The 24341-nt window shown below is 74.4% G+C and carries 22 protein-coding genes; 6 read left to right on the forward strand and 16 right to left on the reverse strand.

What is annotated here, in order from left to right; genetic code table 11:
- Window positions 1-39 precede the first annotated feature (39 nt).
- Entirely contained in the window at window positions 40-426 is a 387-nt protein-coding gene (locus MT994_RS05850) for a DUF4229 domain-containing protein (RefSeq protein WP_144721723.1), read from the reverse strand.
- Window positions 427-457: 31 nt separating this feature from the next.
- On the opposite strand from MT994_RS05850, the gene MT994_RS05855 reads away from it, so the two are divergent.
- Complete coding sequence (locus tag MT994_RS05855; RefSeq protein WP_144721722.1) at window positions 458-922, forward strand: PLD nuclease N-terminal domain-containing protein; 465 nt, start codon at window positions 458-460, stop codon at window positions 920-922.
- A gap of 198 nt (window positions 923-1120) precedes the next feature.
- Here the strand turns inward: MT994_RS05855 and ccsB are convergent, their stop codons facing one another.
- The 6 genes from ccsB to MT994_RS05885 all read right to left on the reverse strand — a co-directional run bounded on the left by ccsB (window position 1121) and on the right by MT994_RS05885 (window position 6990).
- Window positions 1121-2152, reverse strand: coding sequence for a c-type cytochrome biogenesis protein CcsB (ccsB, locus tag MT994_RS05860; RefSeq protein WP_194522129.1), 1032 nt, complete (start codon window positions 2150-2152; stop codon window positions 1121-1123).
- Window positions 2149-4080, reverse strand: coding sequence for a cytochrome c biogenesis protein ResB (locus tag MT994_RS05865; protein ID WP_354805511.1), 1932 nt, complete (start codon window positions 4078-4080; stop codon window positions 2149-2151). Before MT994_RS05865 ends, ccsB begins: the two co-directional genes overlap by 4 nt.
- Window position 4081: 1 nt before the next feature.
- Window positions 4082-4837 (reverse strand): cytochrome c biogenesis protein CcdA, encoded by a 756-nt coding sequence (locus tag MT994_RS05870; protein ID WP_163188887.1) that lies wholly within the window; start codon window positions 4835-4837, stop codon window positions 4082-4084.
- A gap of 95 nt (window positions 4838-4932) precedes the next feature.
- On the reverse strand, window positions 4933-5508 hold the full coding sequence (locus MT994_RS05875; protein ID WP_194522899.1) for a TlpA disulfide reductase family protein: 576 nt from the start codon (window positions 5506-5508) through the stop codon (window positions 4933-4935).
- 211 nt (window positions 5509-5719) lie between these two features.
- Window positions 5720-6391 (reverse strand): histidine phosphatase family protein, encoded by a 672-nt coding sequence (locus MT994_RS05880; protein ID WP_043655743.1) that lies wholly within the window; start codon window positions 6389-6391, stop codon window positions 5720-5722.
- Window positions 6392-6462: 71 nt separating this feature from the next.
- A complete protein-coding gene (locus tag MT994_RS05885; RefSeq protein ID WP_171467534.1) occupies window positions 6463-6990 on the reverse strand; it encodes a MarR family transcriptional regulator in 528 nt (175 codons plus the stop codon).
- Window positions 6991-7153: 163 nt separating this feature from the next.
- On the opposite strand from MT994_RS05885, the gene MT994_RS05890 reads away from it, so the two are divergent.
- The gene (locus MT994_RS05890; protein ID WP_009862579.1) at window positions 7154-7705 is read left to right on the forward strand and encodes a YceI family protein; all 552 of its coding nucleotides are present in this window, start codon (window positions 7154-7156) and stop codon (window positions 7703-7705) included.
- Window positions 7706-7825: 120 nt separating this feature from the next.
- Here the strand turns inward: MT994_RS05890 and MT994_RS05895 are convergent, their stop codons facing one another.
- Window positions 7826-8500: a redox-sensing transcriptional repressor Rex gene (locus MT994_RS05895; RefSeq protein ID WP_021482510.1), complete on the reverse strand. Its 675-nt coding sequence runs from the start codon at window positions 8498-8500 to the stop codon at window positions 7826-7828.
- A 56-nt stretch (window positions 8501-8556) separates the two neighbouring features.
- Window positions 8557-8847 (reverse strand): glutaredoxin family protein, encoded by a 291-nt coding sequence (locus MT994_RS05900; protein ID WP_228485241.1) that lies wholly within the window; start codon window positions 8845-8847, stop codon window positions 8557-8559.
- A 49-nt stretch (window positions 8848-8896) separates the two neighbouring features.
- Between MT994_RS05900 and MT994_RS05905 the strand changes: the two genes are divergently transcribed.
- Entirely contained in the window at window positions 8897-9769 is an 873-nt protein-coding gene (locus MT994_RS05905) for an HAD-IB family hydrolase (RefSeq protein WP_076403236.1), read from the forward strand.
- A gap of 94 nt (window positions 9770-9863) precedes the next feature.
- Here MT994_RS05905 and MT994_RS05910 read toward each other — a convergent pair whose 3' ends face one another.
- Together MT994_RS05910 and MT994_RS05915 are read right to left on the reverse strand one after the other, a co-directional pair.
- Entirely contained in the window at window positions 9864-9962 is a 99-nt protein-coding gene (locus MT994_RS05910; RefSeq protein WP_003792170.1) for an AURKAIP1/COX24 domain-containing protein, read from the reverse strand.
- 185 nt (window positions 9963-10147) lie between these two features.
- The gene (locus tag MT994_RS05915) at window positions 10148-11374 is read right to left on the reverse strand and encodes an acetoin utilization protein AcuC (protein ID WP_354805512.1); all 1227 of its coding nucleotides are present in this window, start codon (window positions 11372-11374) and stop codon (window positions 10148-10150) included.
- 209 nt (window positions 11375-11583) lie between these two features.
- Here MT994_RS05915 and MT994_RS05920 point away from each other — a divergent pair, with 209 nt between their 5' ends.
- Entirely contained in the window at window positions 11584-12960 is a 1377-nt protein-coding gene (locus MT994_RS05920) for a potassium transporter TrkG (RefSeq protein WP_021483424.1), read from the forward strand.
- Between the two features lie 176 nt (window positions 12961-13136).
- Window positions 13137-13841, forward strand: coding sequence for a TrkA family potassium uptake protein (locus tag MT994_RS05925; RefSeq protein ID WP_061269154.1), 705 nt, complete (start codon window positions 13137-13139; stop codon window positions 13839-13841).
- A gap of 404 nt (window positions 13842-14245) precedes the next feature.
- Here MT994_RS05925 and MT994_RS05930 read toward each other — a convergent pair whose 3' ends face one another.
- A complete protein-coding gene (locus tag MT994_RS05930) occupies window positions 14246-14848 on the reverse strand; it encodes a helix-turn-helix domain-containing protein (RefSeq protein ID WP_354805513.1) in 603 nt (200 codons plus the stop codon).
- A gap of 77 nt (window positions 14849-14925) precedes the next feature.
- On the opposite strand from MT994_RS05930, the gene MT994_RS05935 reads away from it, so the two are divergent.
- Window positions 14926-16269, forward strand: coding sequence for an MFS transporter (locus MT994_RS05935; RefSeq protein ID WP_354805514.1), 1344 nt, complete (start codon window positions 14926-14928; stop codon window positions 16267-16269).
- Between the two features lie 40 nt (window positions 16270-16309).
- On the opposite strand, the gene MT994_RS05940 is transcribed toward MT994_RS05935, so the two are convergent.
- The 4 genes from MT994_RS05940 to MT994_RS05955 form a co-directional block, all read right to left on the reverse strand.
- Window positions 16310-17002 carry a hypothetical protein gene (locus MT994_RS05940; RefSeq protein ID WP_354805516.1) on the reverse strand — a complete coding sequence of 231 codons (693 nt, stop codon included), beginning with the start codon at window positions 17000-17002 and terminating at the stop codon, window positions 16310-16312.
- Window positions 17003-17283: 281 nt separating this feature from the next.
- Entirely contained in the window at window positions 17284-19293 is a 2010-nt protein-coding gene (locus MT994_RS05945; RefSeq protein WP_354805518.1) for an Ig-like domain-containing protein, read from the reverse strand.
- A complete protein-coding gene (locus MT994_RS05950) occupies window positions 19290-21539 on the reverse strand; it encodes a beta-L-arabinofuranosidase domain-containing protein (protein WP_354805519.1) in 2250 nt (749 codons plus the stop codon). The genes MT994_RS05945 and MT994_RS05950 overlap by 4 nt, the downstream gene beginning before the upstream one ends.
- 212 nt (window positions 21540-21751) lie before the next feature.
- The gene (locus MT994_RS05955) at window positions 21752-24328 is read right to left on the reverse strand and encodes an immunoglobulin-like domain-containing protein (protein ID WP_354805521.1); all 2577 of its coding nucleotides are present in this window, start codon (window positions 24326-24328) and stop codon (window positions 21752-21754) included.
- Between the last annotated feature and the right edge of the window lie 13 nt (window positions 24329-24341).

Raw genomic sequence — 24341 nt, forward strand, 5'->3', positions numbered from 1 at the left:
GGCGGGCGGGATCGGCCGGACCGGCTCCGGCGTCCCCGGTCAGCGCGCCGGGGAGGCTCCCGGGCGGCCGGTCGCGTCGGCCTCGGCCTCTGCCTCTGCCTCGGGGCGGGACGTCCCGTCCGCTGCGGCGGGGTCCGCGGACCCGGCGGCAGCCGCGGCGCCGTCGACGGCCGCGTCCTCGGCCGCCGCGTCGTCCTCGATCTCCCGGGAGAACCGCTCGCCCGTGCGGGCGCGGTGCTCGGCCCGGGCGGCGAGGTAGCGCGAGGCCGCCTCGCGGGGCTTGCTCAGCGTCAGGTACGACAGCATGAGCGCGACGGCGGCCGCGACGAGCACGAGCAGCCAGCCGCGCAGGCCGGCGAACCAGAGGGCGCCGAGCGCCACCGCGAAGAGGAGCAGACGCAGGACGGAGTAGACGACGACAGGCACGACTCCAGGGTACGGCCCGTAGGCTGGAGCCATGCTCCGCGTCCTGCTCCCGCTGCTCGCCGTCGGTCTCGCCGTCTACGCGCTCGTCGACCTCGCCTCGAGCGACGAGGACGAGCGCGGCGGCATCCCCAAGGGGCTGTGGGTCGTGCTCATCATCCTCCTGCCGTTCCTCGGTCCCATCGCGTGGATCCTCGTCAAGCGCTCGGCGTCGCGGTCCGGCGCGCGCTCCCGCCCCGCCGGCCGCCCCGGCCCCGGCTCGGCCGCCGGGGGCGCGCGGCGTCGGCGCAACGCGCCCGTCGCGCCCGACGACGACCCCGAGTTCCTCTGGCGGCTCGAGCAGCAGCAGCGCCGCCAGGCGCGCGACGACTCCCCGGCGCCCGCCGACGACGCTCCGGCCACGGACGCGACGCCCGGGGACGAGCGCACCGACGACGGCGACGCGCGCCGCCCCGGCGCGAGCAACCCCTCGGAGGACGGCGACGACGCGACGCGCTGAGGCGCCTGGCGCGACCCGAGGCTCCCGCGACGACGAGGCTCGCACCGCCGTCCGCGACACCACGACGCTCGCACCGCCCAGCCCGCAGCACCACGAGTCTCGCCCCACCCAGCCCGCGGCATGACGAAGGGGGCCACCGTCCGGATCGGACGGCGGCCCCCTTCGTCGTGCTGCGCCGTCGTGCTGCGCAGCGGTCGGTCAGTCGCCCGGGTTGAGGCCCGAGTACGAGTGCTTGCCGTTGAACAGCAGGTTGACGCCGGTGAAGTTGAAGAGCACGCACGCGTAGCCGACGATCACGAAGTACGCCGCGCGGCGGCCGGACCACCCGCGGGTCGTGCGCGCGTGCAGGTACGCCGCGTAGACGATCCAGACGACGAAGCTCCAGACCTCCTTGGGGTCCCAGCCCCAGTAGCGGCCCCACGCGTGCTCGGCCCAGATCGCCCCGCCGATGATCGTGAACGTCCACAGCACGAACGCCACCGCGTTGAGCCGGAAGCTCAGGGCCTCGAGCTGGAGAGCGCCCGGCGTCGAGTCGAGCCAGCGCCACCCGCGGGCCCCGAGGAACGCGTTGCCCGAGTCGCGCGAGTCGCGCAGGAGCTGGAGCACCGAGGTGACGAACGCGACGGTGAAGATGCCCGTCGCGATGATCGCGACCCCGACGTGGATGACGAGCCAGTAGGACTGGAGCGCCGGCTGCACGCCCGTCGCGACGACGAAGAACGCGTTCTGGGCGAGCACGAGGAACAGGACCGACAGCCCCGTGACGAACGAGCCCAGGAAGCGCACGTCGCGCTTGAGGGAGACGGCGAGGAACGCCGCGAGCGCGACGAACGTGCCCACGAGCGTGAACTCGTACATGTTGGCCCAGGGGGTGCGCCCGGCCGCGACCCCGCGCGTGACGATCGCGACGAGCAGCAGCGCGGTACCGAGCCACGTCAGCGAGACGCCGATGTTCGCGGCCTTGCGCGACGGCGGCGCGGCGTCCGACGGGTCCGCGTCGGCGGCGTCCGTCGTGCCGGGCCCGTACGGAGAGGCCGACGAGGCGCCCGCAGCGGTGAGCACCTCGGCGCGGTCCCCGGAGCGCTCGCGCGCGCCGGCCCGGGCGTCGGCCCGTTCGAGGTCCGCGCGGCCCGCGAGGCGCGCGAGGTCGATCGCGAACGCGACGAGCGCGACGGTCAGCGCGGTCGCTGCGGCCCAGACGAGGTCCTGGCTCAGCTCGGCGAGGGTCATCGGTCAGCCTTTCGTGCGCGGTCGCGCGAGGTCGGGTCCTGTGCGGGACGCCCGGTGGGGCGGGTGCCGTCCGCCGGGGCACGCCCCGGCGACGAGGTGAGGTCGCCCTCGTCCGATGGTGCCACGCCCGGGAGCGCGGCGAGAAGCGAGTCGACCTCGCCCTGCAGCCCGGCGTCGTCGCCCCGGGCGAGCCCCGCGACGGCGACGACGGTCCGCTCGCGCGGGGCGTCGTCGTCGCCCGTGCCGGGCACCTCCTCGCGCCACGCGCGCACCCAGACGCGGCGGCGGGGCGTGAACAGGGAGACGGCGAGGCCCAGCAGGGCGCCGAGCGAGAAGACGAGCACCCACGTGAGCGACGGGTCGTGCCGCAGGTCGAGGGCCACGTAGCGCGGCAGGGAGTCGAACGTGATGGTGCCGAGCCCGTCGGGGAGGTCGACGGTCTCGCCGGGCGCGACGAGGATCTTCACCCGCTCGCCGTCTTCGTCGACCGACGGCGTGAGGTCGTCGGTGTCGAGGCGGTAGACGTTCTGGGGCAGGCCCTCGTCGAGGCCCAGGTCGCCCCGGTACACCTCGAGCACGAGGAGCGGGTTGATGGGCTGCGGGTAGATCGAGGCCGCCGTCTCGCCGTCCTCGCTGATCTCGGCCGTCGGCAGGAAGTACCCGACGAGGCCGATCTGGTCGAGGCCGTCCGACACGTCGGGCACCTTGATGACGCCGCGCGACGTGTACATCGTGTCCTCCGGCAGGAACGGCACGCGGCCCGAGAACGCGGTCTCGCCGTCGGCGTCGCGCACCGTCACCTCGGGCGCGAACCCGTTGCCCTGGAGGTAGATCTTCGCGCCGCCCGCGGTGAGCGGGTGGTTGACCTTGATGGTCTCCTCGTGGCGGGCGCCGTCGGGGTCGCGCACCGTGACGAACGCCGTGAAGTCGCGCGACTGGGCGAACGCGGCGGCGTCGGCCGCGAACTCCGACTCGAACGCGTCGAGCGTCATGGAGAACGGGACGAGCGACGACGGGCGGAACCAGGCGCCGTTCTCGAACGTGTCGTAGTCGACGACCGCGTTCGCGAAGCCGCGGCCCTCGGTGACGATGGCCTGGCCGCGGTAGTGCAGGAGCTGGCCGGTCGCGACCGCGACGAGCAGCCCGACGAGGGACAGGTGGAACAGCAGGTTCCCGGTCTCGCGCAGGTACCCGCGCTCCGCGGACACCGTCCGCGCGGCGGGCCGGGCGGCGGCGCGCCCGCGGGCGGGCGTCGCGTCCTCGGCGCCGGTGTCGACGCGGAAGGTCGGGAGCCAGGACAGACGGCCGCGCAGGTGCGTGCTCGCCGCCTCGACGACCTCGTCGGGCGTCGCGTCCGTGACAGCGCGGCCCTGCGCGGGGAACCGGTCGAAGCGGCGGGGCGTGCGGGGCGGGCGGGAGCGCAGCGCCTGGAGGTGCGCCTTGGTGCGCGGCAGGATGCACCCGACGAGCGACACGAACAGCAGGATGTAGATCGCCGAGAACCACACCGACGCGTAGACGTCGAAGAAGCCGAGCCGGTCGAGCCACTCCCCCGTCGTGGGGTTCTCCTGGAGGTAGCGCAGCACCGCCGCCGGGTCCTGCGGGCGCTGCGGCAGGACCGACCCGGGCACCGCCGCGACCGCGAGCAGCATGAGGAGCATGAGCGCGACGCGCATGCTCGTGAGCTGGCGCCACGTCCAGCGCAGCGCACCGCGCCACCCGAGCGACGGGAGCGCCGGGCCGCCGTCGCCCCCCGCGCCGCCCTTCCCGCCCGACGGCGTCCGCTCCCCCGGGCCGTCGCCCGCGGAGAACGCGTCGTCGATGCCCTCGGGGCGGTAGCCCGTCCGCACGGTCGTGCCGGCCTTCTCGGCCTTCTCGACCTGCTCGGCCTGCTCGCTGTTCCCGGGCTCCCCGGTCCGCCGGCTCATCTCACACCACCGTCACGTATCCGCCGATCCAGCCCTGCAGCGACGTCGTCCACGTCGTCCACAGGCCCGTGACCAGCGCCAGACCGATGAGCACCAGCAGCCCGCCGCCGATCCGCATGATCGCGAGACGGTGCCGGCGCAGGAACCCGAGCATGCGCTGCGAGCTCTGCAGCCCCAGCGCGATGAGGAGGAAGGGCACGCCCAGCCCGAGGCAGTACGCGACGCCGAGGATCGCGCCGCGCCCCGCCGACGCCTCGCTGAGCGACAGCGCCTGGACGGCGACGAGCGTCGGGCCGAGGCACGGGGTCCAGCCGAGCCCGAACACGATGCCGAGCAGCGGCGCCCCCCACAGCCCGGCCTGCGGGCTCACGTGCAGGCGCCGCTCGCGCTGGAGGAAGGGCAGCGCGCCGAGGAACGCGAAGCCCATGAGGATGACGACCACGCCGAGCACGCGCGTGATGACGTCCTCCCAGCGGACCAGGTGCACGCCGATCGCGCCCGCCGCGAACATGAGCGCCACGAACACGAGCGTGAACCCGGCGACGAACAGCCCGACCCCCGCGAGCACGCGGCCCCGGCTCGGTGCCGCGACCCGGGTGGCCGTCGTCGTGCCCCCGGACGCCTTGCCCCCGTCGCCGGTGGTGGCGGCGGCCATGCCCGAGACGTAGCCGACGTACCCCGGCACGAGCGGCAGCACGCACGGCGACGCGAACGAGACGAGGCCCGCGATGACCGCGACGGGCACCGCGAGCAGCATCGAGCCGCTCCACACGGTCGTCGCGAAGGTGTCGCCGATGCTCGACGCGGCGCCCGCGGGGACCGCGGCGGCGAGGGGCGTGAGGACGGGCACGGTCAGCTCTCGGCGAGGACGTCGTCGACCAGGGCGGTGAGCGTCGACCCCTCGACGAGCCCGATGACGCGCGCCGCGACGCGGCCCTCGCGGTCGAGCACGACGGTGGACGGCACGGCCTGGAGCGGGACGGTGCCCGAGAGCGCCGCGACGACCTCGCCGGACCGGTCGTCGATCGACGGGTAGGGGACGTCGAACCGACGCTGGAACGCCTGAGCGGCGCCCGCCTCGTCGGTCGTGTTGATCCCCAGCACCTGCACGCCGTCGTCGGCGCGGTCGTTGGCGAGCGCCACGAGGTCGGGCGCCTCGGCCCGGCAGGGTGCGCACGCCGCGTACCAGGTGTTGAGCACGACGACGTCCCCCAGCCACGCGCTCGTGTCGACCTGCTCGCCCTCGTAGTCCGTGCCCGTGAGCGCGACGACGTCGCCGCGCTCGTCGGCGTCCCACGTGCGGACCGACCCGTCGCCCGAGACGAAGCCCTGGCCCACGACGTCGGTCGTGGCGCCGGAGTCCTGGGCGCACGCCGCGAGACCGAGGGTCGCGGCGAGCACGACGGCGCCCGCCAGCGCGCGGCGCACGGGTCGCCGACGCGAGGGCAGGGCAGCGGCCCGCGCCTCGACGGAGAGGGGGCGCGCGGCACGCGCGCGCGAGTCGGCGGTCACGACGGCATCACGGGACGCACCCTGCCCGCGCTTCCTGAACGGGACCTGAGAGACGTGACCTCCGCCACGCCCGAACCGTGCAGTTCGGGCGCGACGGCCGTAGCGACAGCGCTGGACATGACCGACGTCACGCCCCGGAGACGGTCGCCGCGCCCGGGAGGAGGTCCGCGACCGGCTCGGTGTAGTGCAGGCCGACCAGGCGGTCGTCCTCGAAGTGCAGCGACGTGAGCGACGCGAGCGAGCACTCGCGCTTGCGCGGGTCGTGCCAGAGCCGGCGGTTCTCGAAGCTCAGGCGCGTGAGCCACACCGGGAGCTGGTGGCTGACGAGCAGCGCCTCGTGCCCGGCCGCCTTGTCCCGCGCGTCGGCGACGGCGGCCCGCATGCGCGCGACCTGCTCCACGTACGGCTCGCCCCACGAGGGGCGGAACGGGTTCCACAGGTAGGGCCAGTGCTGCGGGTGCCGCAGCGAGCCGTCCCCGACGCCGAAGGTCTTGCCCTCGAAGTGGTTCGCGGCCTCGATGAGCCGCTCGTCCGTGCCCAGCTCGAGCCCGAACGCCTCGGCGGCAGGCGTCGCGGTCTCCTGCGCGCGCTGCAGCGGCGAGGCCACGACGACCGTGAGGTCGGCGCGGGGGCGCGACGTGCCGTCGGGCCCGGGCTCGCCCGCGAGGTGCGCGGCGACGCGGCGGGCCATCTCGTGGCCGCGCTCGGAGAGGTGGTAGCCGGGGATCCGGCCGTAGAGGACGCCGTCGGGGTTGTGGACCTCGCCGTGGCGCAGGAGGTGGACGATGGTGGAGACCATGCCCACCAGTGTCCCGCACTCGGGGCGAGCGCACGCCACCGCGGGTCGGCGCGACGGGCCGGGAGAGGCGGTCAGGCGTCCCGGTCGGCCTTGCACGCCTCCGCGACGGCCGCCATCGCCTCGCCCAGCGCCCGGAACTGCTCCGGCGTGAGCACGTCGACCAGGTACCGGCGCACGGCCGCCACGTGGGCGGGCGCCGACGCGACGAGCACGCGGTAGCCCTCGCTCGTCATCGCGCAGTTCACGCCGCGGCGGTCGCCCGAGCTCGCGGAGCGCCGGACCAGGCCGCGCGCCTCCATGCGCGCGACGGTGTGCGTCACGCGGCTGCGCGAGCGGGCGAGCCCGTCCGCGAGCGCCGACATGCGCAGCGTGTGGTCGGGGCTCTCGGAGAGGCGCACGAGCAGCTCGTACTCGTTGAGCGAGACCTCGGACCGTTCCTCGTGGTCCCGGCCGAGCGCCTCGATGAAGCGCACGGTCCCGTCGAGGTACGCGCGCCACAGGCGCTGCTGCTCCGCGTCGAGCCAGCGCGGCTCGACGGCGGGGACTGCGGGGGTGCGGACGGTGCTCGCCGTCGGGGTGTCGACGTCGTTGCGGGTCATGGGTCCTCGGCGGTGCGGGAGGGGCTGGGGGCGTGGGGGCGTCGGAACATTGTTCCACCCCACGGGAATAGACGGACCGAGGGGTGCTGTTGATACGCTCGTTCCGAAGTTGAACGTTCAACCACTTGGTCCGCCAGGACCCCGACCACCCGCAGGAGCACCCATGGCCTCGTCGCTGCCCGCCGGCCTCACCGCCGGTACCTACGCCCTCGACGCGTCGCACTCGCAGGCGTCGTTCACCGTCCGCCACGCCGGGATCTCGAAGGTCCGCGGCACCCTCGCGATCACCGACGGCACGATCACCGTCGGCGACGACCTCGAGTCGACGTCCGTGACCGCCCAGCTCGACGCCGCGTCCGTGAGCACGGGCGACGAGAACCGCGACAACCACCTGCGCAGCGCCGACTTCTGGGACGCGGAGAACAAGCCGACGTGGACGTTCACGTCGACGCGCATCACGGGCGACGGCGACGACTACGTCGTGGCCGGCGACCTGACGATCAACGGCGTCACCAAGCCGGTCGAGCTCGAGACGGAGTTCGCGGGCACCGCGACCGACCCGTTCGGCAACCCGCGCGCCGGCTTCGAGGCGACCACCGAGATCTCGCGCAAGGAGTTCGGCCTCACCTGGAACGCCGCGCTCGAGACCGGCGGCGTGCTCGTCGGCGACAAGATCAAGATCGCGCTCGACGTCTCGGCCATCAAGCAGGCCTGACCGTCGTCCCGGGCACGTCCCGGGCGAGACCGGCGCCCTCCGGCAGGGGTGCCGCCCCGAGGGGCCGCGTGCACCGGCACGCGGCCCTTCGTCGTCCCCGGGTCCGGGCGCCGGGGCCGCTCAGCGCTCCTGCGACGCCGCGAGGGCGCGGGCCTGCGAGTGGAACGCGAGGATCTGCAGCTCGCTGCCGACGTCGACGCCGCGCACGTCGACGTCCGCCGGGACCTGGAGCGCGCGCGGCGCGAAGTTGAGGATCTCGCGCACCCCCGCCGCGACCACGCGGTCCGCGACCGCCTGGGCGTGCGCCGCAGGCGTCGCGAGGACGACGATCGACACCTTCTCGCGCTCCACGACCTCCTCGAGCGCGTCGACGTGCTCGACGACGAGCCCCGCGGCCCGCGTCCCGACGACGTCCGGCGACGCGTCGAGGAGCGCCGCCACGTGGAAGCCGCGCTGCTCGTAGCCCGAGTAGTTCGCGAGCGCGTGCCCCAGGTTGCCGATCCCGACGATCGCGATGCGGTGCTCGTCGACGAGGCCCAGGGCCTCGGTGATGTACTGCGCCAGCGAGTCGACGTCGTAGCCCACGCCGCGCGTGCCGAACGACCCGAGGAACGACAGGTCCTTGCGCAGCTGCGCCGGGCCCACGCCGGACAGCTCCGCGAGCTCGACCGACGACGTCGTCCCGACGCCCCGCGCCACGAGGTCCCGCAGCGCGCGCAGGTAGGACGGGAGCCGCGCCACCGTCGCGCTCGGGATCCCCGGCGCCGTCACCTCACCGACTACCTGCTCAGCCACCGTCACTCCGTCGTCCAGGGACCGTCCTCGTCGACGGTCACGCTCCACGGGAGGAATCATCCCAGGTCCGCGCGCGGCGCCGAAATCCGGGCCACCGCACGCGCCAGCCGGCGCGCGTCCACGCGCCAGAACCCCTGCTGCACCCCGCCGACCGTGACGACCGGCACGTACTCGCCGTACTGCTCGCGCAGCGCCGGGTCCGTGCCCGGCGCGTCCAGGTCGACCTCCGCCCACGCGACGCCCGCGTCGGCGCACACGGCCTCGACGACCGTCCGCGCGTCGTCGCACAGGTGACAGCCCGCGCGGCCGAACAGCAGGACGGGGGCGGGGGCGTCGGAGGTGCTCACGCCTCCCAGGGTACGAGGCCCCGGCAGCCCGACCGCCTAGAGTGGAGGCATGGCGACGTCTCCCGGCCCGGGCCCCGACCCGACCTCCCGGCCGACGCTCCCCGAGGAGGCGCCCGCGCGCGCTCCCGGGCCGCCGCACCGCACCGCCGCGTTCTTCGACGTCGACAACACGATCATCCGCGGCGCCTCGTCGTTCCACCTCGCGCGTGCCCTGTACCAGCGCGAGTTCTTCTCGACGCTCGACATCGTGCGCTTCGCCGTGCACCAGGCCCGGTACCTCGTGTTCGGCGAGAACAAGCAGCAGATCGACCGCATCCGGTCGCGCGCGCTCGCGCTCATCGCCGGGCGCTCCGTCGCCGAGGTCACCGCGATCGGCGAGGAGGTCTACGACACCGTCCTGTCGCTGCGCATCTACCCCGGCACGCGTCGCCTCCTCGACGAGCACCTGGCGGCCGGGCACCAGGTGTGGCTCGTCTCCGCGACCCCCGTCGAGATCGGCGAGCTCATCGCGCGCCGGCTCGGGACGACGGGCGCGCTCGGCACCGTCGCCGAGCACGAGGACGGCTTCTACACGGGACGGCTCGTCGGCGACATGATGCACGGCCGCGCGAAGGCCGCCGGGGTGCGGGCGCTCGCCGAGCGCGAGGACATCGACCTCGAGGCGTCGTACGCGTACGGCGACTCGCTCAACGACGTCACGATGATGGAGGCCGTGGGGCACCCGTGCCCCATCAACCCCGACGCCCGCCTGCGCCGCCACGCGCAGGACGTCGGCTGGCCCATCCGCGAGTTCCGCGGGCGCCGGCGCCGCGTCGCGCGCAGCAGCGTCCGCACCGCGAGCTGGGCCGGCGCCGCCTGGGCCGCCGCGCTCGTCCTGCGCTCGGTGCGCCGCGCCGTCGACCGGCGCATCGCCCGCCTCTGACCCCGCCCGGGCCGCGCCCGGAAACGCGTCGAGCCCGGTCCCTCGGGAGGGGCCGGGCTCGACGACGGGTCGGCGCGTCAGGACGCGCGCGACGTCACTTCTTGTTGCGACGCTGGTGACGCGTCTTGCGAAGCAGCTTGCGGTGCTTCTTCTTGGCCATGCGCTTGCGGCGCTTCTTGATGACGGAGCCCATACGGTCCTCGCAATGCTCGAGCGGCGTGTCGGTCGGCGACCGGTCGACCGGCCGCGGGTGGTCCACGGTTGATCGGGGCCCCGGCGACCACGAGGGCGCCGCAAGCCGACCAACACGAGAGAAATCCGCCCCCTAGCCTACCCGCTCGCGCCCGTGCCACGGTACGCGACCGGTCGCGGGGCGTCTCAGTCGAAGTGCGCGTCGAGGCCCAGCAGCGGGAAGACGGCCCGGCGCGTGGCCGCGACGGCGCGGTCGACGTCGTCGTCCGGGTCGTACCCGCTGCTCCACCGCCGGACCTCGACCTCGGGCCCGAACGCGAGCGGTGCGTCGAACCCGGCGACCTCCGCGACGCGCTCGCGCCACTCCGCGGGCAGGGGCACGCCCGCGGTGACGGGCCGGTGCACGACCTCCCCCACGACGGCCGACCACACGAGCGGCACGACGCGCGCGATCGCGTACCCGCCCCCGCCGAGCGCGAGCCACCGCCCGTCGGTCAGCTCGTGCGCGAGCCCGTGCATCCAGGTCGTGGCCGTGCGCTGCGCGTCGACGGACACGTCGAGGTCGGACAACGGGTCCTCGCCGTGCGCGTCGCACCCGTGCTGGGTGACGAGCACCTCGGGGCGGAACGCGCGCAGCACGGGCGGCACGACGGCGTCGACCGCGCGCAGCCAGCGGGCGCCGTCGGTGCGGCGCGGGAGCGCGACGTTGACCGCCGTCCCCTCGGCGCCGGGGCCCCCGAGGTCGGTCGGGTGGCCCGTCCCGGGGAAGAGCGTCGCGCCGCTCTGGTGGACGGAGACGGTGAGGACACGCGGGTCGTCCCAGAACGCCTCCTCGACGCCGTCGCCGTGGTGGGCGTCGAGGTCGACGTACGCGACGCGCTCGACGCCGTCGTCGAGCAGGCGCCGGATCGCGACGGCCGCGTCGTTGTAGACGCAGAAGCCCGACGCCGCGCCCGCCTTCGCGTGGTGCATGCCGCCCGCGACGTTCACCGCGTGCTGGGTACGGCCCGCCGCGATCTCGCCCGCCGCCTCGTACGAGCCCGCGACGATCCGCGCGGCGGCCTCGTGCATCCCGCGGAAGACCGGGTCGTCCTCGGTGCCGAGGCCGCGGGCCGGGTCGGGCGTGCCGTGCTCCGACGCCGCGCGCACCGCCGCGACGTACGCGGGCTCGTGCACGAGCTCGAGCACGTCGTCGGGCGCGGGCTCGGGCCGCACGACCCGCAGGTCCGCGTCGTCGTCGAGCAGGCCGAGGGCGCGCACGAGCCCCATCGTCAGGTCGAGCCGGGCCGGCGCCATCGGGTGGCCGGGACCGAAGTCGTAGCCGAGGAGCTCGGGGCTCCACACGACGCAGGCTCCGGGCGCCGCAGCCGCCCCGGTCGGGGCGGGCGACGACGTCGGGTCGGTCGTGGGCATGGCTCACGGTAACGCCCAGCGGCGCGCCCCCGCCCCACCGACCGCGCGCCGGACCGCGCGGGACCGCCGGTCCGGGCCTCCGCCGGGTCTCCACGAGCCCCGGTGCGGCGTCCGGGCCCGCGAGCGGGCATGATGTCCCGGCGCCGGAGCGGCGACATGACGGGCCACCGGGCCCGTGGCAGAGTGGCGCGAGTGGTGAGGGAGGCTCCATGCCGACGAGCATGACCGGGCGCCTGTTCAGGGGGCGGGAGATCGTCGACCGCCTCGCCCGGCAGTCCCCCGCCCGCCTCGCCGTCACCGTGTTCGCCGCCGTCATCGCCGTCTTCACCGCCCTGCTCATGGCGCCCTGGGCGACGGCGAGCGGCCGGTCCGCGCCGTTCGTCGACGCGTTCTTCACCGCCACGTCCGCCGTGTGCGTCACCGGTCTCGTCGTGGTCCCCACGGGGACCTACTGGTCGGGGTACGGGCAGGTCGTCATCCTGCTCGGCATCAAGATCGGCGGCCTCGGCGTCATGACGCTCGCGTCGATCCTCGGCATGGCCGTGTCCCGGCGCATCGGCCTCACGCAGAAGCTCCTCACCGCGTCGGAGACGAAGACGACGCGGCTCGGCGAGGTCGGCTCGCTCGTGCGGGTCGTCATCATCACCTCGACGTCGCTCGAGCTCCTCATCGCGCTGCTCCTGCTGCCGCGGTTCGTCGTGCTGGAGGAGACGTTCGGCGAGGCCGCGTGGCACGGCATCTTCTACGGCATCTCCGCCTTCAACAACGCGGGGTTCATCCCGACGGAGCACGGCCTCGCCCCGTACGTCGGCGACTGGATGCTGTGCCTGCCGATCATCCTCGGCGTGTTCATCGGCTCCCTCGGCTTCCCCGTCATCCTCAACGTCATGCGCAACCGCCGCCGCGCCTCCAAGTGGAGCCTGCACACCAAGCTCACCCTCACGACGAGCGCGGCGCTCGTCGTCGTGGGCACGGTGCTCTTCGCGGCCGTCGAGTGGGGGAACCAGCGGACCCTCGGGCCGCTCGACCTCGGCGAGAAGCTCCTCGCGTCGCTCTTCGCGGGCGTCATGCCGCGCTCCGGCGGCTTCTCGACCGTGGACACCGGCGGCATGCACGAGGCGAGCTGGCTCATCACCGACGCGCTGATGTTCGTCGGCGGCGGCTCCGCGTCGACCGCGGGCGGCATCAAGGTCACGACGCTCGCCGTCATGCTCATCGCCATCGTGTCCGAGGCGCGCGGCGACCGGGACATGGAGGCGTTCGGGCGGCGGATCCCGCGCGACACCCTCCGGCTCGCGGTCGCGGTGTCGTTCGTCGGCGCGACGGCGGTGCTCCTGTCGAGCCTGCTCCTGCTGGAGATCACCGGCGAGACGCTCGACGTCATCCTCTTCGAGACCATCTCGGCGTTCGCGACCGTCGGCCTGTCGACCGGCATCACGCCCGACCTGCCCGACGCCGGGAAGTACGTCCTCATCGCGCTCATGTTCGTCGGGCGCACGGGCACCATGACGTTCGCCGCCGCGCTCGCGCTGCGCGACCGCCGCCGCATCGTGCGCTACCCCGAGGAGCGCCCCATCATCGGGTGAGCAGCCCCGCCCGGCGGCGCGACCGCCGTCGGGCCGGACACCCCCGCCGCACGAGACCGCCCGACACCCGCAGACACCGCACCACCGGACCGACGAAAGGCCCCACCGTGACCGACCCGTTCACCCGCGCCGCCGACGGGAAGGACGGCGCGTCCGCGGACCCCGTCGCCCAGCGCATCGTCGAGCGCGGCCGCGCGGAGCGCGCGCGCCGGGACGAGGCGAAGGCCCCGCGCAAGGACGCGGGCGTCCTCGTCATCGGCCTCGGCCGGTTCGGCACGGCGATCGCCGCGACCCTGGACCGCCTCGGCCAGGACGTGCTCGCCGTCGAGCGCGACCCCGACCTCGTCGCCCAGTGGAGCGGGCAGCTCCCGCTCGTCGAGGCCGACGCCTCCAACCCGGTCGCGCTCGAACAGCTCGGCGCGCGCGACTTCCCCGTCGCGGTCGTGGGGGTGGGCACGTCGCTCGAGGCGAGCGTGCTCATCACCGGCAACCTCGTCGACATGGGCACGCCCCAGATCTGGGCCAAGGCGATCTCGGCGGAGCACGGGCGCATCCTCCAGCGCATCGGCGCGCACCACGTCGTGTTCCCCGAGGCCGACGCCGGCTCGCGCGTCGCGCACCTCGTCTCCGGGAAGCTGCTCGACTACATCGAGGTCGAGGACGGGTTCACGATCGTCAAGATGCGGCCGCCCCGCGAGGTGCAGGGGTTCACGCTCGCGCAGTCGAAGGTGCGCGAGCGGTACGGCGTCACCGTGATCGGCGTGAAGTCGCCCGGCGAGGAGTTCCTCTACGCGACCCCCGAGACCCGGATCAGCGCGAACGACCTGCTCATCGTGTCGGGTCACGCCGACCTCCTGGAGCGGTTCGCCGCTCGGCCGTGAGGGTCGGGTCGGGTCCGATCGGGTTTACAGCCCGCGGGTCGGGTCCGCGGTGGGGTCGGACCGTGCGCTCGGACTGGCGCACCGTCGCCCTGGTCCTCCGGGCGAAGGTCTGAGGAGTGCGCCTTGACGTCCTTCGCGCACGGTCCGACCCCACCGCTCGTCCTGGCCGTCGCCCTGGTCCTCCGGGCGGAGGTCTGAAGAGTGCGCCTTGACGTCCTTCGCGCACGGTCCGACCCCACCGCTCGTCCTGGCCGTCGCCCTTCGTCCCGTGGTCTGGGTCCGGTGTTCCTGCGCGGTCGGCCCGGCGCCGTCGTGCCACGGGAGCACAGGGCTGTCGCGCCGCGTGGGGGCACGCATCGCCGGGATCCTCGCCGCTCGGTCTGCCCGGCTCGTCCGGCCGGTCGTCAGGAGGGTGGGCGGTGCAGGACGAAGAGGCCTCGGTGCAGGGGGCGGTCGTGGCGGTCGGCGTCGGTCGCGACGTACTCGTCGAGGACGGCGAGGATGCGGCGGTCGAGCTCGGCGACGTCGTCGTCGGAGAGGTGCAGGTAGAACGCCGCGGAGGTGGTGACGGCGTCCGGACCGGCGGCGAGGGCGTCGTCGAGCGCCGCGGCGACGGGGCCGAACCGCGCGCCGGGCGCGGCGTCGCGCAGCGGGTCGTCGAGCCACCACGTCGCGCCCGTGGCGCGGTAGGGCCGCTCGAGCGCCCCGCCCGCCCCGGTGCGGACCTCCGCGGGCTCGAGCAGCCCGGCGCGCACGAGGAGCCGGACGTGGTGCAGCGCCGTGCCCGGCGGGACGCCGAGGTGGTCGGCGAGCTCCTTGTTCGTCATCTCGCGCGTGCCGCACTGCCGCACGATGCGCTGGCGCAGCGGGTGCGCGAGCGCCTTCGCCTCGAGGGCGGTGGGCGGACGACGGCCCGGGACGTCGGGGGCGCGCGGCCCGGGGGCGGGCCCGGCGGTGGGATCCGGGATCGACTCCGGGGTCGACTCCGGGGTGGGCTCGGGGGTCATGGGCTCATCGTACGGACCTCCGATCGAGAGTGCTCGATCGATTGGGGTTTCTCGATCACTGTGCCATGCTGGGCGACATGGCCTCTCGACCCGGGCGCCGTCGCCCCGCCGCCGCACCGCTCGGCGCGCCGTTCCGGCGCCTGTGGGCCGCGTCCACGGTGTCGAACCTCGCCGACGGGGTGCTCAAGGTCGCGCTCCCGCTCGTCGCGGTCCGGTACACCGAGTCGCCGGCGCTGGTCGCGGGGCTGACGTTCGCCCTCACGCTCCCGTGGCTGCTCTTCGCGCTGCCCGCGGGCGCGCTCGCCGACCGTCTGGACCGGCGGCTCGCGATGGTCGGCGCCAACGTGGCGCGCGCGGTCCTCGTGGTCGCGCTCGCGGCCGTCGCGCTCGTGCCCGACGCCGGGAGCATCGCCGTGCTGTACGTCGTCGCCTTCGCCGTCGGCGTCACCGAGACGCTGTACGACACCTCGGCGCAGTCGATCCTCCCGCAGGTCGTGCCGCGCACCGCGCTCCCCCGCGCCAACGGGCGCCTCTACGCGGCGGAGCTCACCGCGAACCAGTTCGTGGGGCCGCCCCTGGGCGGGCTGCTCGTGGCCGCGGGCGCCGCCGTCGCGTTCGGCGTCCCCGGGGCGCTCTGGGCGCTCGCCGTGGTGCTGCTGCTCGGGCTCCCGGGCACGTACCGGACCGCGCGCACGACCTGCACGACGCTGCGCGCGGACGTCGCCGAGGGCCTGCGGTTCCTGTGGCACGACCGCATCCTGCGCACGCTCGCGATGATGGTCGGCGGCATCAACTTCGCGAGCAACGCCGCGTTCGCGGTCTTCGTGCTCTACGCCGTCGGCCCCGACTCGCCCCTCGGCCTGTCCGAGCCGGCGTACGGCGTGCTCCTCACCGCGACGGCGGTCGGGGCGTTCGCGGGGTCGTTCGTCGCCGAGCGTGTCGTCGGGACGATCGGGCGCGCGCGCTCCCTCGCGCTGACGATCCTCGGCACGGTCGCCCTCGTCGGCGTCCCCGCGGTGACGACGAACGCGTGGGTGATCGGCGCCGTCTCCGCCGTCGGCGGTGCCGGGACCGCCGTGTGGAACGTCGTGACGTTGTCGCTGCGCCAGCGCATCACGCCCGACGCCCTGCTGGGCCGGCTCAACTCGTGCTACCGGCTCCTCGCCTGGGGGACGCTGCCCCTCGGCGCCGCGGTGGGCGGCCTGCTCGGTGAGCTCTTCGGGTTGCGCACGGTCTTCGTGGTCATGGCGGCGGTGTCCGGCGCGACGCTCCTGGGAATGCTCGTCGTCGACGACCGGGCGATGGACGCCGCGGAGGCGGCTGCGGACGCACGCGACGCCGACGCGCGTGCGGTCGAGGCCGCGCGGGCTGGCGCCGAGGCGGAGCCGCAGCCGGAGAGCGGACCCTGCGGGCGCGCCTGAGGGGCGCGCCGACGGGGTGCGCCCGGAGTGGTGCGCAGGCTCAGGCCGCGCCGCCCCTGCCTGCCCGACGGCGCAGCGCCGCCCCGGCGAGGACCGCCGCCCCGGCCAGCGCCGCGACGAGGCCAAGACCCGCGCCCGTCGTCGCCAGGCCCGGCCGCGAGGAGCCCGGCCCGCCGCCCGCCGCCGCACCACCCGAGCCGCCCGCTCCCCCGGGCCCCGCGGACGGCGTCGTCCCCGGCTCGTGCGGCTCGCCGGGGGCGGCGAGCACGAGGAACGGCTCGGACACCACGTCGGCGCCACCCGCCGTCGGGACGAGCCGCACGTGGTGCTCGCCCGGCGTCGTACCCGCGGGGATCGTCGCGACGAAGAGGAACGCCCCGTCGGCGTCCGTCGTCACGGTGCCCAGGAGCACGGGATCGCTCTCGAGCCAGACCTCGTGGACGGCGTGCGGCGCGAGGCCGGTCCCGCGCAGCTCGAGCCTGCCGCCGACGACGAACGGCCCGGAGCCGACGACGGCCACGCGCGGCGCCGTCGGCACCGCGCGCTCGGTGATCTCGACGCTGACGCGCACGCCGTCGGCGGGGTCCGTGACCGAGACCGCGACCGGGGTGGCGGCCGGGGCGGCGGCCGCTGCAGGGATGGTGGTCGGCGTCGTCGCGCCGGCCGTGCCCGCGGGCACGACGAGCGAGCCGGCGAGCACGAGGGCGGCGAGCAGCCGGGTGGTCGTCGTCACGCGGGGAACCTCTTCGTCCGGCCCGGGGCGGGCACCGCTGGGTCGCCCCCAGACCCGACTGGACGGGCGTCCAGTTCACGGACATCCTGCCATCCTGGACGCCCGAACTGAACACCCGTCCAGTTTGTTCACCCACGCGTCCCACCGCCGTCGACAAAGGCGGGCACGGCTCGGCCCCCGCCGCTCCGCGGAGCGACGGGGGCCGAGCCGGACCCGGGCGGTGCCGGCACACCGCCCGGGGGCCTGTGGGTCGCCCGTCCTGCCGGGACCGGGCGTGCGGGTCAGCCGCAGTCGAGCGCGTCGAACGGCGCGTCGACGGTGGCGGTCACCTCCTTGCCGTCGACCGTGGCGGACGCGGTGGCGGACGCCGTCCCGGCGGGGGCGGACGTCGCCCGGACCGCGAACGACTGGTACGCGTTCGCGCCGGGCGCCACGTCCGCGAACGCCTTCTCCCCGTACGACGTCGCGAGGGTCACCGCGACCGGGACGTCCTCGCCGTTCGTCGCACGGACGGCCACATACACCCTGCCCGCCAGGCAGCGGGGCGTCGCCTCGACCACGAGGTCGAGCTCGGGCTCGCCGCCGAGGGCGGGCAGCACGACCTGCTGCCGCACTTCCTCGTTGCCCGCGGCGTCCGTCGCGGCGAACTCGATGACCTGCGGCTCGTCGGTGAGCGCGCGCGTGAACGGCTCGGTGTAGGTGCCCCAGAACGTGCCGGGACCCTCCCACTGCACCTTGTCCACGCCCGAGCCCGCGTCCGTGGCGGCCAGCGTGATCTCGACGCTGCTGCCGACCTCGCGCAGCGTCGCGACCGTCACGGGCGCGACGCTGTCGACGCGGAGCTCGCGCGAGCCCGTCCCGACGTTGCCGGCGGCGTCCGTCGCGCGCGCCTCGACCGTGCGCACGCCGTCCTCGTCGACCGCGAACGGGCCGTCGTACGGTGCCCACGCGCCGCCGTCGACCGAGACCTCGACCGCCGGGGCGGGGTCCCGGTTGTCGGAGGCCACGACCGTGACGGTCGGGTGCTGGACGTACCAGCCCGACGTCGCCGGGCCGGGCTCGGCGGTCACGGTCACGGTGGGCGGGGTCGTGTCCTCGCCGGTGTCGGGCGCGACGACGAACACGACGGCCTCGGCCGGCACGTCCGTCCCCTCGACGTCGCCGTCGACGAAGAACAGCCGGTCGGGCTCGGCGTACTCCGCGGGGTCGACGGCGTCCCACGTCACGGGGATGCGGCTGTCCTTCGACGCGTCCTCGTACTCGGCCGTGACGGTCGCCGGGAGCGCCGGGGCGGTGCCCGCGAGCGTCACGACGCTCACGTTGTCCACCGTGATGACGTCCCCCGGCTCGCCGTCGCGCACGTGCACCGTGCCGCTCACCGGCTCGACGAGCTCGTCCGACGTCCCGCTGACCTCGAACGCCCCCGCCGCGGCGACGTCCTCGGCCGTGACGTCCTCCCAGTCGACCGCGACCGTCTCGACACGACCGTCGGTGAAGATCGCGTCGATCTCGGCCGGGAGGTCGGGCAGGACGCCGACGTCCGTGGGGATGTGGACGGGCGAGTGGTCGATCGGCCCGTTCGGGTCGACCGGCTCGGGCTCCTCGACGCCGCCCGTGCCCCAGACCTCCCACTCGGAGACCCCGACGGCCGAGTACGTCGTCGCCGTGGTGCCCCGCAGCGCGTCGAACGTCGCGCGCAGGCGCGTCGTCGTCACCGCGTCGAAGGTCGTCTCGTTGGTCTCGAGACGCTGTGTCGGGTAGCCGCTCGGGTTCGGGACGTCGACGAACGCGCCGGCGTCGGCATCCCAGTACTGGAGCGTCCACGACGCCGGGACGCGCACGTTGTCGCCGTTCGCGTCGGTGCCGTCCGACCAGAACCGGACGACGGAACGGTCCACCGTGACCGGCGCGGGCCAGGAGTACTCGAGCCACTGCGTCGCGGGGCGATCCCCGCTCCACGTCGCCCACGTCGCGTCGTGCGCTCCCCCGGTGCTCACGCCCGTGCCGTCGTTCACGGCCTCGACCCTGTTCCACGACGCGGTGTAGCTCGCCTCGGGCGTGCCGATCAGCGCGACGTTCGACGGCGCCTCGTCGGCCGCCGCGGTCAGCCCCTCGGTCCCCGGACCGCCGACCGCGGCCCACGCCCCGACCCCCGCGCCCGTGAGGGCCAGGGCGAGCGCGGTCGCGGTGGCGACCACGCGCCGTCGGGCACGCGGTGCCGCCGGCCGGTCCCCGAGCGGGATGAGCACGGTCGAGCCCGCGACCCGTGATGAGCTGGTGCGCGCGCTCATGCCAGCCTCGCCTTCCCTGCCGTGACCAGGACCTTCTGACCGTCGCGGCGGCTCAGGAGGCCGTCCGCGGTGAACTGCTCGACCGTGCGCTGGACCTTCTGGAGGAACGCGGCGCGGTCGGCGAAGCCGCCGTCGCCCCACACGACGTCGAGGAACGTCGTCCCGTTCGGCCGCGCGGCGTTGGTGACGCCGCTGTCGAGCCCGGCGAAGACCACGCGCGGCTCGGAGCGCTCGACGTACATGTGGTACTGCGTGTCGTCGCCCGACCATGCGGGCTCGAACGTGAGGTCCCCGAGGCGGAAGTACCCGTTCCCGAGGTCCGTGAAGGCGCCCTCGAGCGTGCCGTCCAGGCCCATGTGGGCGTAGAGCGACAGCTTGAGGTACTCGCGCGACGCGCTGCGCGCGAGCAGGACCGTCGGACCGTTCTCGATGCTCTGGATCGCGGGGTTGTCGATCGTCGGCACGGCGCGGATGCTCAGCGGCATCGTCACCTCGACGACGTCGCCGGGCAACCACGAGCGCGACACGCTCACGTACGTCCCGGGTACGGCGTCGAGCTCCTGCTCCACCCCGTTGACCGTCACCGTGAAGCCCTTGCGCACCCAGCCGGGTACGCGCAGGCGCAGGTCGAGCCGCCCGGAGCCGTTCACCGTGAGCCGGGTCGCGCCGACCTTCGGGTACTGCGTCTCCTGGACGACCTCGAAGCCCTTCTCCTCCCACGTCAGGGTGGAGGCGAGGTAGAGGTTGACGTACAGCACCTCGCCGTCGACGGACCGGAAGTAGACCGAGTCGCGGTACTTCACGTGGTTCTCGAGGCCCGTGCCGCCGCAGCACGTGCCGGTGTTGCCGTACTCGCGGCGCGTGCCCGGGTTGACCCCGTACATGTACGTGACGTCGGGGCTCGTCGTGGACTGCGTGTTCTTCTTCGAGCCGACGATGTGGTTGAGCAGGCCCCGCTCGTAGTACTCCATGTACTTCGGGTCGAGCGAGTGGAAGTACAGCAGCCGCGAGAGCTTGAGCATGTTGTACGTGCCGCACGTCTCGGCGTTGCGCGCGCCGATGTCGCCCGCGACCGTGCTCGGCGGGCCGAACAGCTCGCCCTCGCCGTGCCCGCCGTGCGCGTAGGTGCGCCCGGGCACGACCATGCCCCAGAAGCCCTCGACGGCCTGGCGGTACCGCTCCTCGCCCGTGAGGTCGTAGACCTTGAGGTAGCCGGGGAACTGCGGGATGTGCTGGTTCGCGTGCTTGCCGTTCAGCGTGTCCGTGCCCGCAGCGCTCGCGTCCACGAGCGTGTTGAGGTCGAACAGCTTGGCCGTGGCGACGTACGTGTCGTCGCCCGTGATCGACGCGATGTCGGCCAGCACCTCGTTCATGCCGCCGTACTCGCCCGCGATGTAGATGCCCCACATCCGGTCGAGCTGCGCCTGCGGCAGCACGGAGAGCCGGCTGTGCACCCACGCCGCCATGGACGACGCGAGCTCGAGCGCCTGGTCGCTGCCCGCCAGGCGGTACGCCTCGAGCAGGCCGGCCATGATCTTGTGGCACGTGTAGTAGGGCGCCCAGATCTCGCCGTACGGCGCGTACTTCTCGAGCTGGCTGAACTGCCACTCGCCGTAGGCGGCGAGGAACCCGGGGTGGCTGAACCGGCCCATGGCCGCGAGCGCCGTCTGGACCTCGCCGAGGCCCTCGACGATCTGGTCCACCTTGTCGCGGAACACCGTCTCGCCCGTGCTCGCGTACGCGAGCGCCACCATGGACAGGAAGTGCCCGCCGTAGTGCCCGCGCAGGAGGTTCGCGGTCTGGGTGTTCGCCCGGCCCGGGTAGTCGTCGGGGCCCCACGGCTGCTCGTTGGCGTGGCCGAAGCCCTCCCAGCCGCCGGGCGCCGACGCGCCCCGGGTGTCGAGCCCGGCGTTGCGCCGGAACACCGCGAGGACGCGGTCCACGGGGTACTCGCGCGCGAGGTGCAGGATCTGGTCCTGCGAGCGCGTCGCGACGCTCGGGGCGAGGGTCACGTCGGACATCGGGAACGGCTCGGCGGCCCAGCCGTCGAGGGTGACCGAGCGGTCGAGGGACCGCAGGAAGGCCCGGCTGACGGGCGGTCCGCTCGGGACCGTCAGCGCCGGGACCGGCGGCGCGGCGAGCGCGCTGCCGCCGCCCGCGAGCGCGACGGCGCCGGTCGCCCCCGCGGCCAGCGCCCCGAGCCGCAGGACGGCTCGTCGCGAATAGCTGGTGTCGTGCACGTGCATGAGCTGTCGCTCCTTCTCACTCGTCGTCGAGTGGTGGAAGCGTCGTCGGCGGCAAGGAGGGAAGCCCCGCGTCCGACGCTCGTGCTGGTTCCGCCCGGCCGCCACGTCGCCGAGGGAGAGCGCTGGTCCGTCGAGGGAGAGGCGTGGTCGTGACCACGCCTCTCCCTCGCGGTACCTCGCCTCTCCCTCGGCGGGGTGCGACCTCGCGGGTGTCAGGCGCAGTCGAGCGCGTCGACCTGCGCCTCGCGCGTGGTCGTCACCTCCTTCCCGTCGAGGGTCGCTACGCCGGTCACCGTGACCGTGCCCGCCGGGACCGCCGTCGTGCGGGCGGCGAACGACTGGTACGCGTTCTTGCCCGGCGCGACGTCGGCGACCGTCTTCTCGCCGTACGGCGTCGTGAGCGTCAGCGTGACGGGGACGTCCTCCCCGTTCGTCGCGCGGACCGCGACGTACGCCTTGCCCGCGAGGCAGCGCGGCGTGACCTCGACCGCGAGGTCGAGCTCGGGCGCCGGAGGCTGCTCGCCGTACGCCGCGAGGAGCGCGGCGTGCTCGGCGGCCGTGATCGGCAGCACGGTGCCGTGGCGCGGGCTGCTCGGCAGGTGGGCGTCGACCGACGTCCACACGCCCGAGTCGAGGTCGGTGGACTCGAGCGGCAGGTAGCCCTGGCCGCCGTGGTAGCTCGGCTGGTCGACGAAGAGGTACCACTTCTCCTCGGTGTTCGACTTGAAGACGGTCGGCCCCTCGCCCGCGGTGAGGGTGCCGCCCCACGGGTTGGGCTGGCCGTAGCCGATCTTCTCGGCGACGAGGTCCCAGTCGGTCGAGCGCAGGTCCGTCGACTTCTCGAGGCGCGGGATCATGTACGCCTCGTCCTTGGTGAACCGGTAGTAGGTGCCCTCGTGCTCGACGATCGACGAGTCGATCATCCCCAGCCCGTTGCCGCGCTTCTCGTCGATCCACACCTGCGGCTCGGAGAACGTCACGAAGTCGCGCGTCGTGGCGTACATCATGCGCTGGTAGGAGTCGGCGATGCGGCGGCCGTCGGTCGACGTCGTCGGGTAGAGCGCCGAGGCCCAGTAGACGATGTACTCGCCGCGCTGCGCGTCCCAGAACGCCTCGGGCGCCCACGTGTTGCCCGCGTACGCGCTCGACACCGTGACCATGCGCTGGTCGGACCAGTGCACGAGGTCGGTCGACTCCCAGATCATCAGCGCGCGCGACCCGCGCTCCTGCGCGTTGCCGAAGTTGTTGCCGCCGTAGATGCGCAGGTCGGTCGCGAGGAGGAAGAACCGGTCGCCCTCGGGGGAGCGGATGATGAACGGGTCGCGCAGGCCCTTCTCGCCGAGCGTCGACGTGAGCACGGGCTCGCCGTCGTTGAGCTCGACCCAGTCGAGCGGGTCGTTCCCGTTGCTCGCGCTGAAGTAGACCGACTCGCCGTCCGCGGTGCTCTCCCCCTCGAAGTACGGGAAGAAGTAGCCCTCGTAGTCGGCGGCGGCCGGCAGCGGGCGGACCGTCGCGTCGTAGGTGTGCGTCGCGGTCGCGCCGTCCTTGGTCGCCGTGACGGTGAGCCGCACGACGGCGGCCGGCTCGCCGTGGGCGGGCCGGGTCACCTCGCCCGTGGCCGAGACGGTCGCGGGGTCGGAGCTCTCCCACGTGAGGGCGGAGCCGTTGGCCCCCTCGGCCGGCAGCGTGAGGTTGCCGCGCACGTCGTCGAGGTGCGGCACGACGAGGTGGCTCGCGTCCCACGCCACGGCCTCGGCGGGCGCGAGGTGGGCGAGGACGGTGACGTCGAACTGCGCGGTGCGCGCGACCGCGCCGCGCGTGACGAGGGCCGTGAGCGTCACGGTCGCGTCGTCCTCGCCCGCGGCGGGCCGGGTGACCTTCCCCGTGGCGCCGACGACGCCCGCGTCCGACGACGTCCACGTGACGAGCGAGCCCTGCGCGCCCGTGGTGGGCAGCACGAGGTCCGCGGTGACGGCGCTCGTGTCGCCGAGGTCGAGCGCGGCGAGGTCGGCGTCCGCGGCGGCCGTGGAGGTCCGGGCCGCGAGCTCGGCCGCCTCGGCCGGGCTCAGCGCACGGTCGTAGAGGCGGAAGTCGCGCACCTGGCCCTTGAGGTAGCGGTCGCCGGAGTAGAGCGAGCGGCCGACGTAGTTCGCGGTCGTCTGACCGCCGCCGATCTGACCGGGGTCGGTCGTGACGTTCGTGGCCTGCTTGACCTGCACGCCGTCCTCGTAGAGCGTCGCCGTCGTGCCGGAGAGCGTGTACGTGAGCGTCTTCCAGACGCCGCGCTGGAGGTTCGCGCCCTTGGTGACGGTCTGCTCGGTGGTCCAGCTCCCGGTCGCGATCGACGTGCGGTACGCGTTGCCGGTCGTGAACAGGTAACCGTTGCCGTTCGACCCGCTCGTGTTGCCGAGCCCGTAGACGAAGTACGGCGTGCCCTGGTCCTGGCTCACGAGCACGTCGAGGCTCACGGTGGCGTCCGTGAGGCCCGCGAGCAGGTGGTCGGGCAGGTCGACGTAGTCGTCGGTCCCGTCGAGCGTCGTGCCGTCGGCCGTCGCCGTGCCGCCCACCACCGTGGCCGGGCCGAACGTCGAGCCCTCGGCGCGGTTCGCCGTCGTGCCGCCGGTCGTGCTCGCGGCGTCGAGCGGGTACCACGCGACGAGCCCGTCGTCGGTGGGCCCGCCGACGTCTGCGGCCGCAGGTGCGGCGACCGCGGCGGCGAGCGTGGAGACGGCGAGCGCCCCCACCAGCCCGGCGGCGAGCGCCGAGCGTGCTCGGTGTATGGAAATCATGTCGTCCTCTCCT

It is taken from the genome of Cellulosimicrobium sp. MI9406 (assembly GCF_040595865.1).
Lineage (GTDB): Bacteria > Actinomycetota > Actinomycetes > Actinomycetales > Cellulomonadaceae > Cellulosimicrobium > Cellulosimicrobium funkei.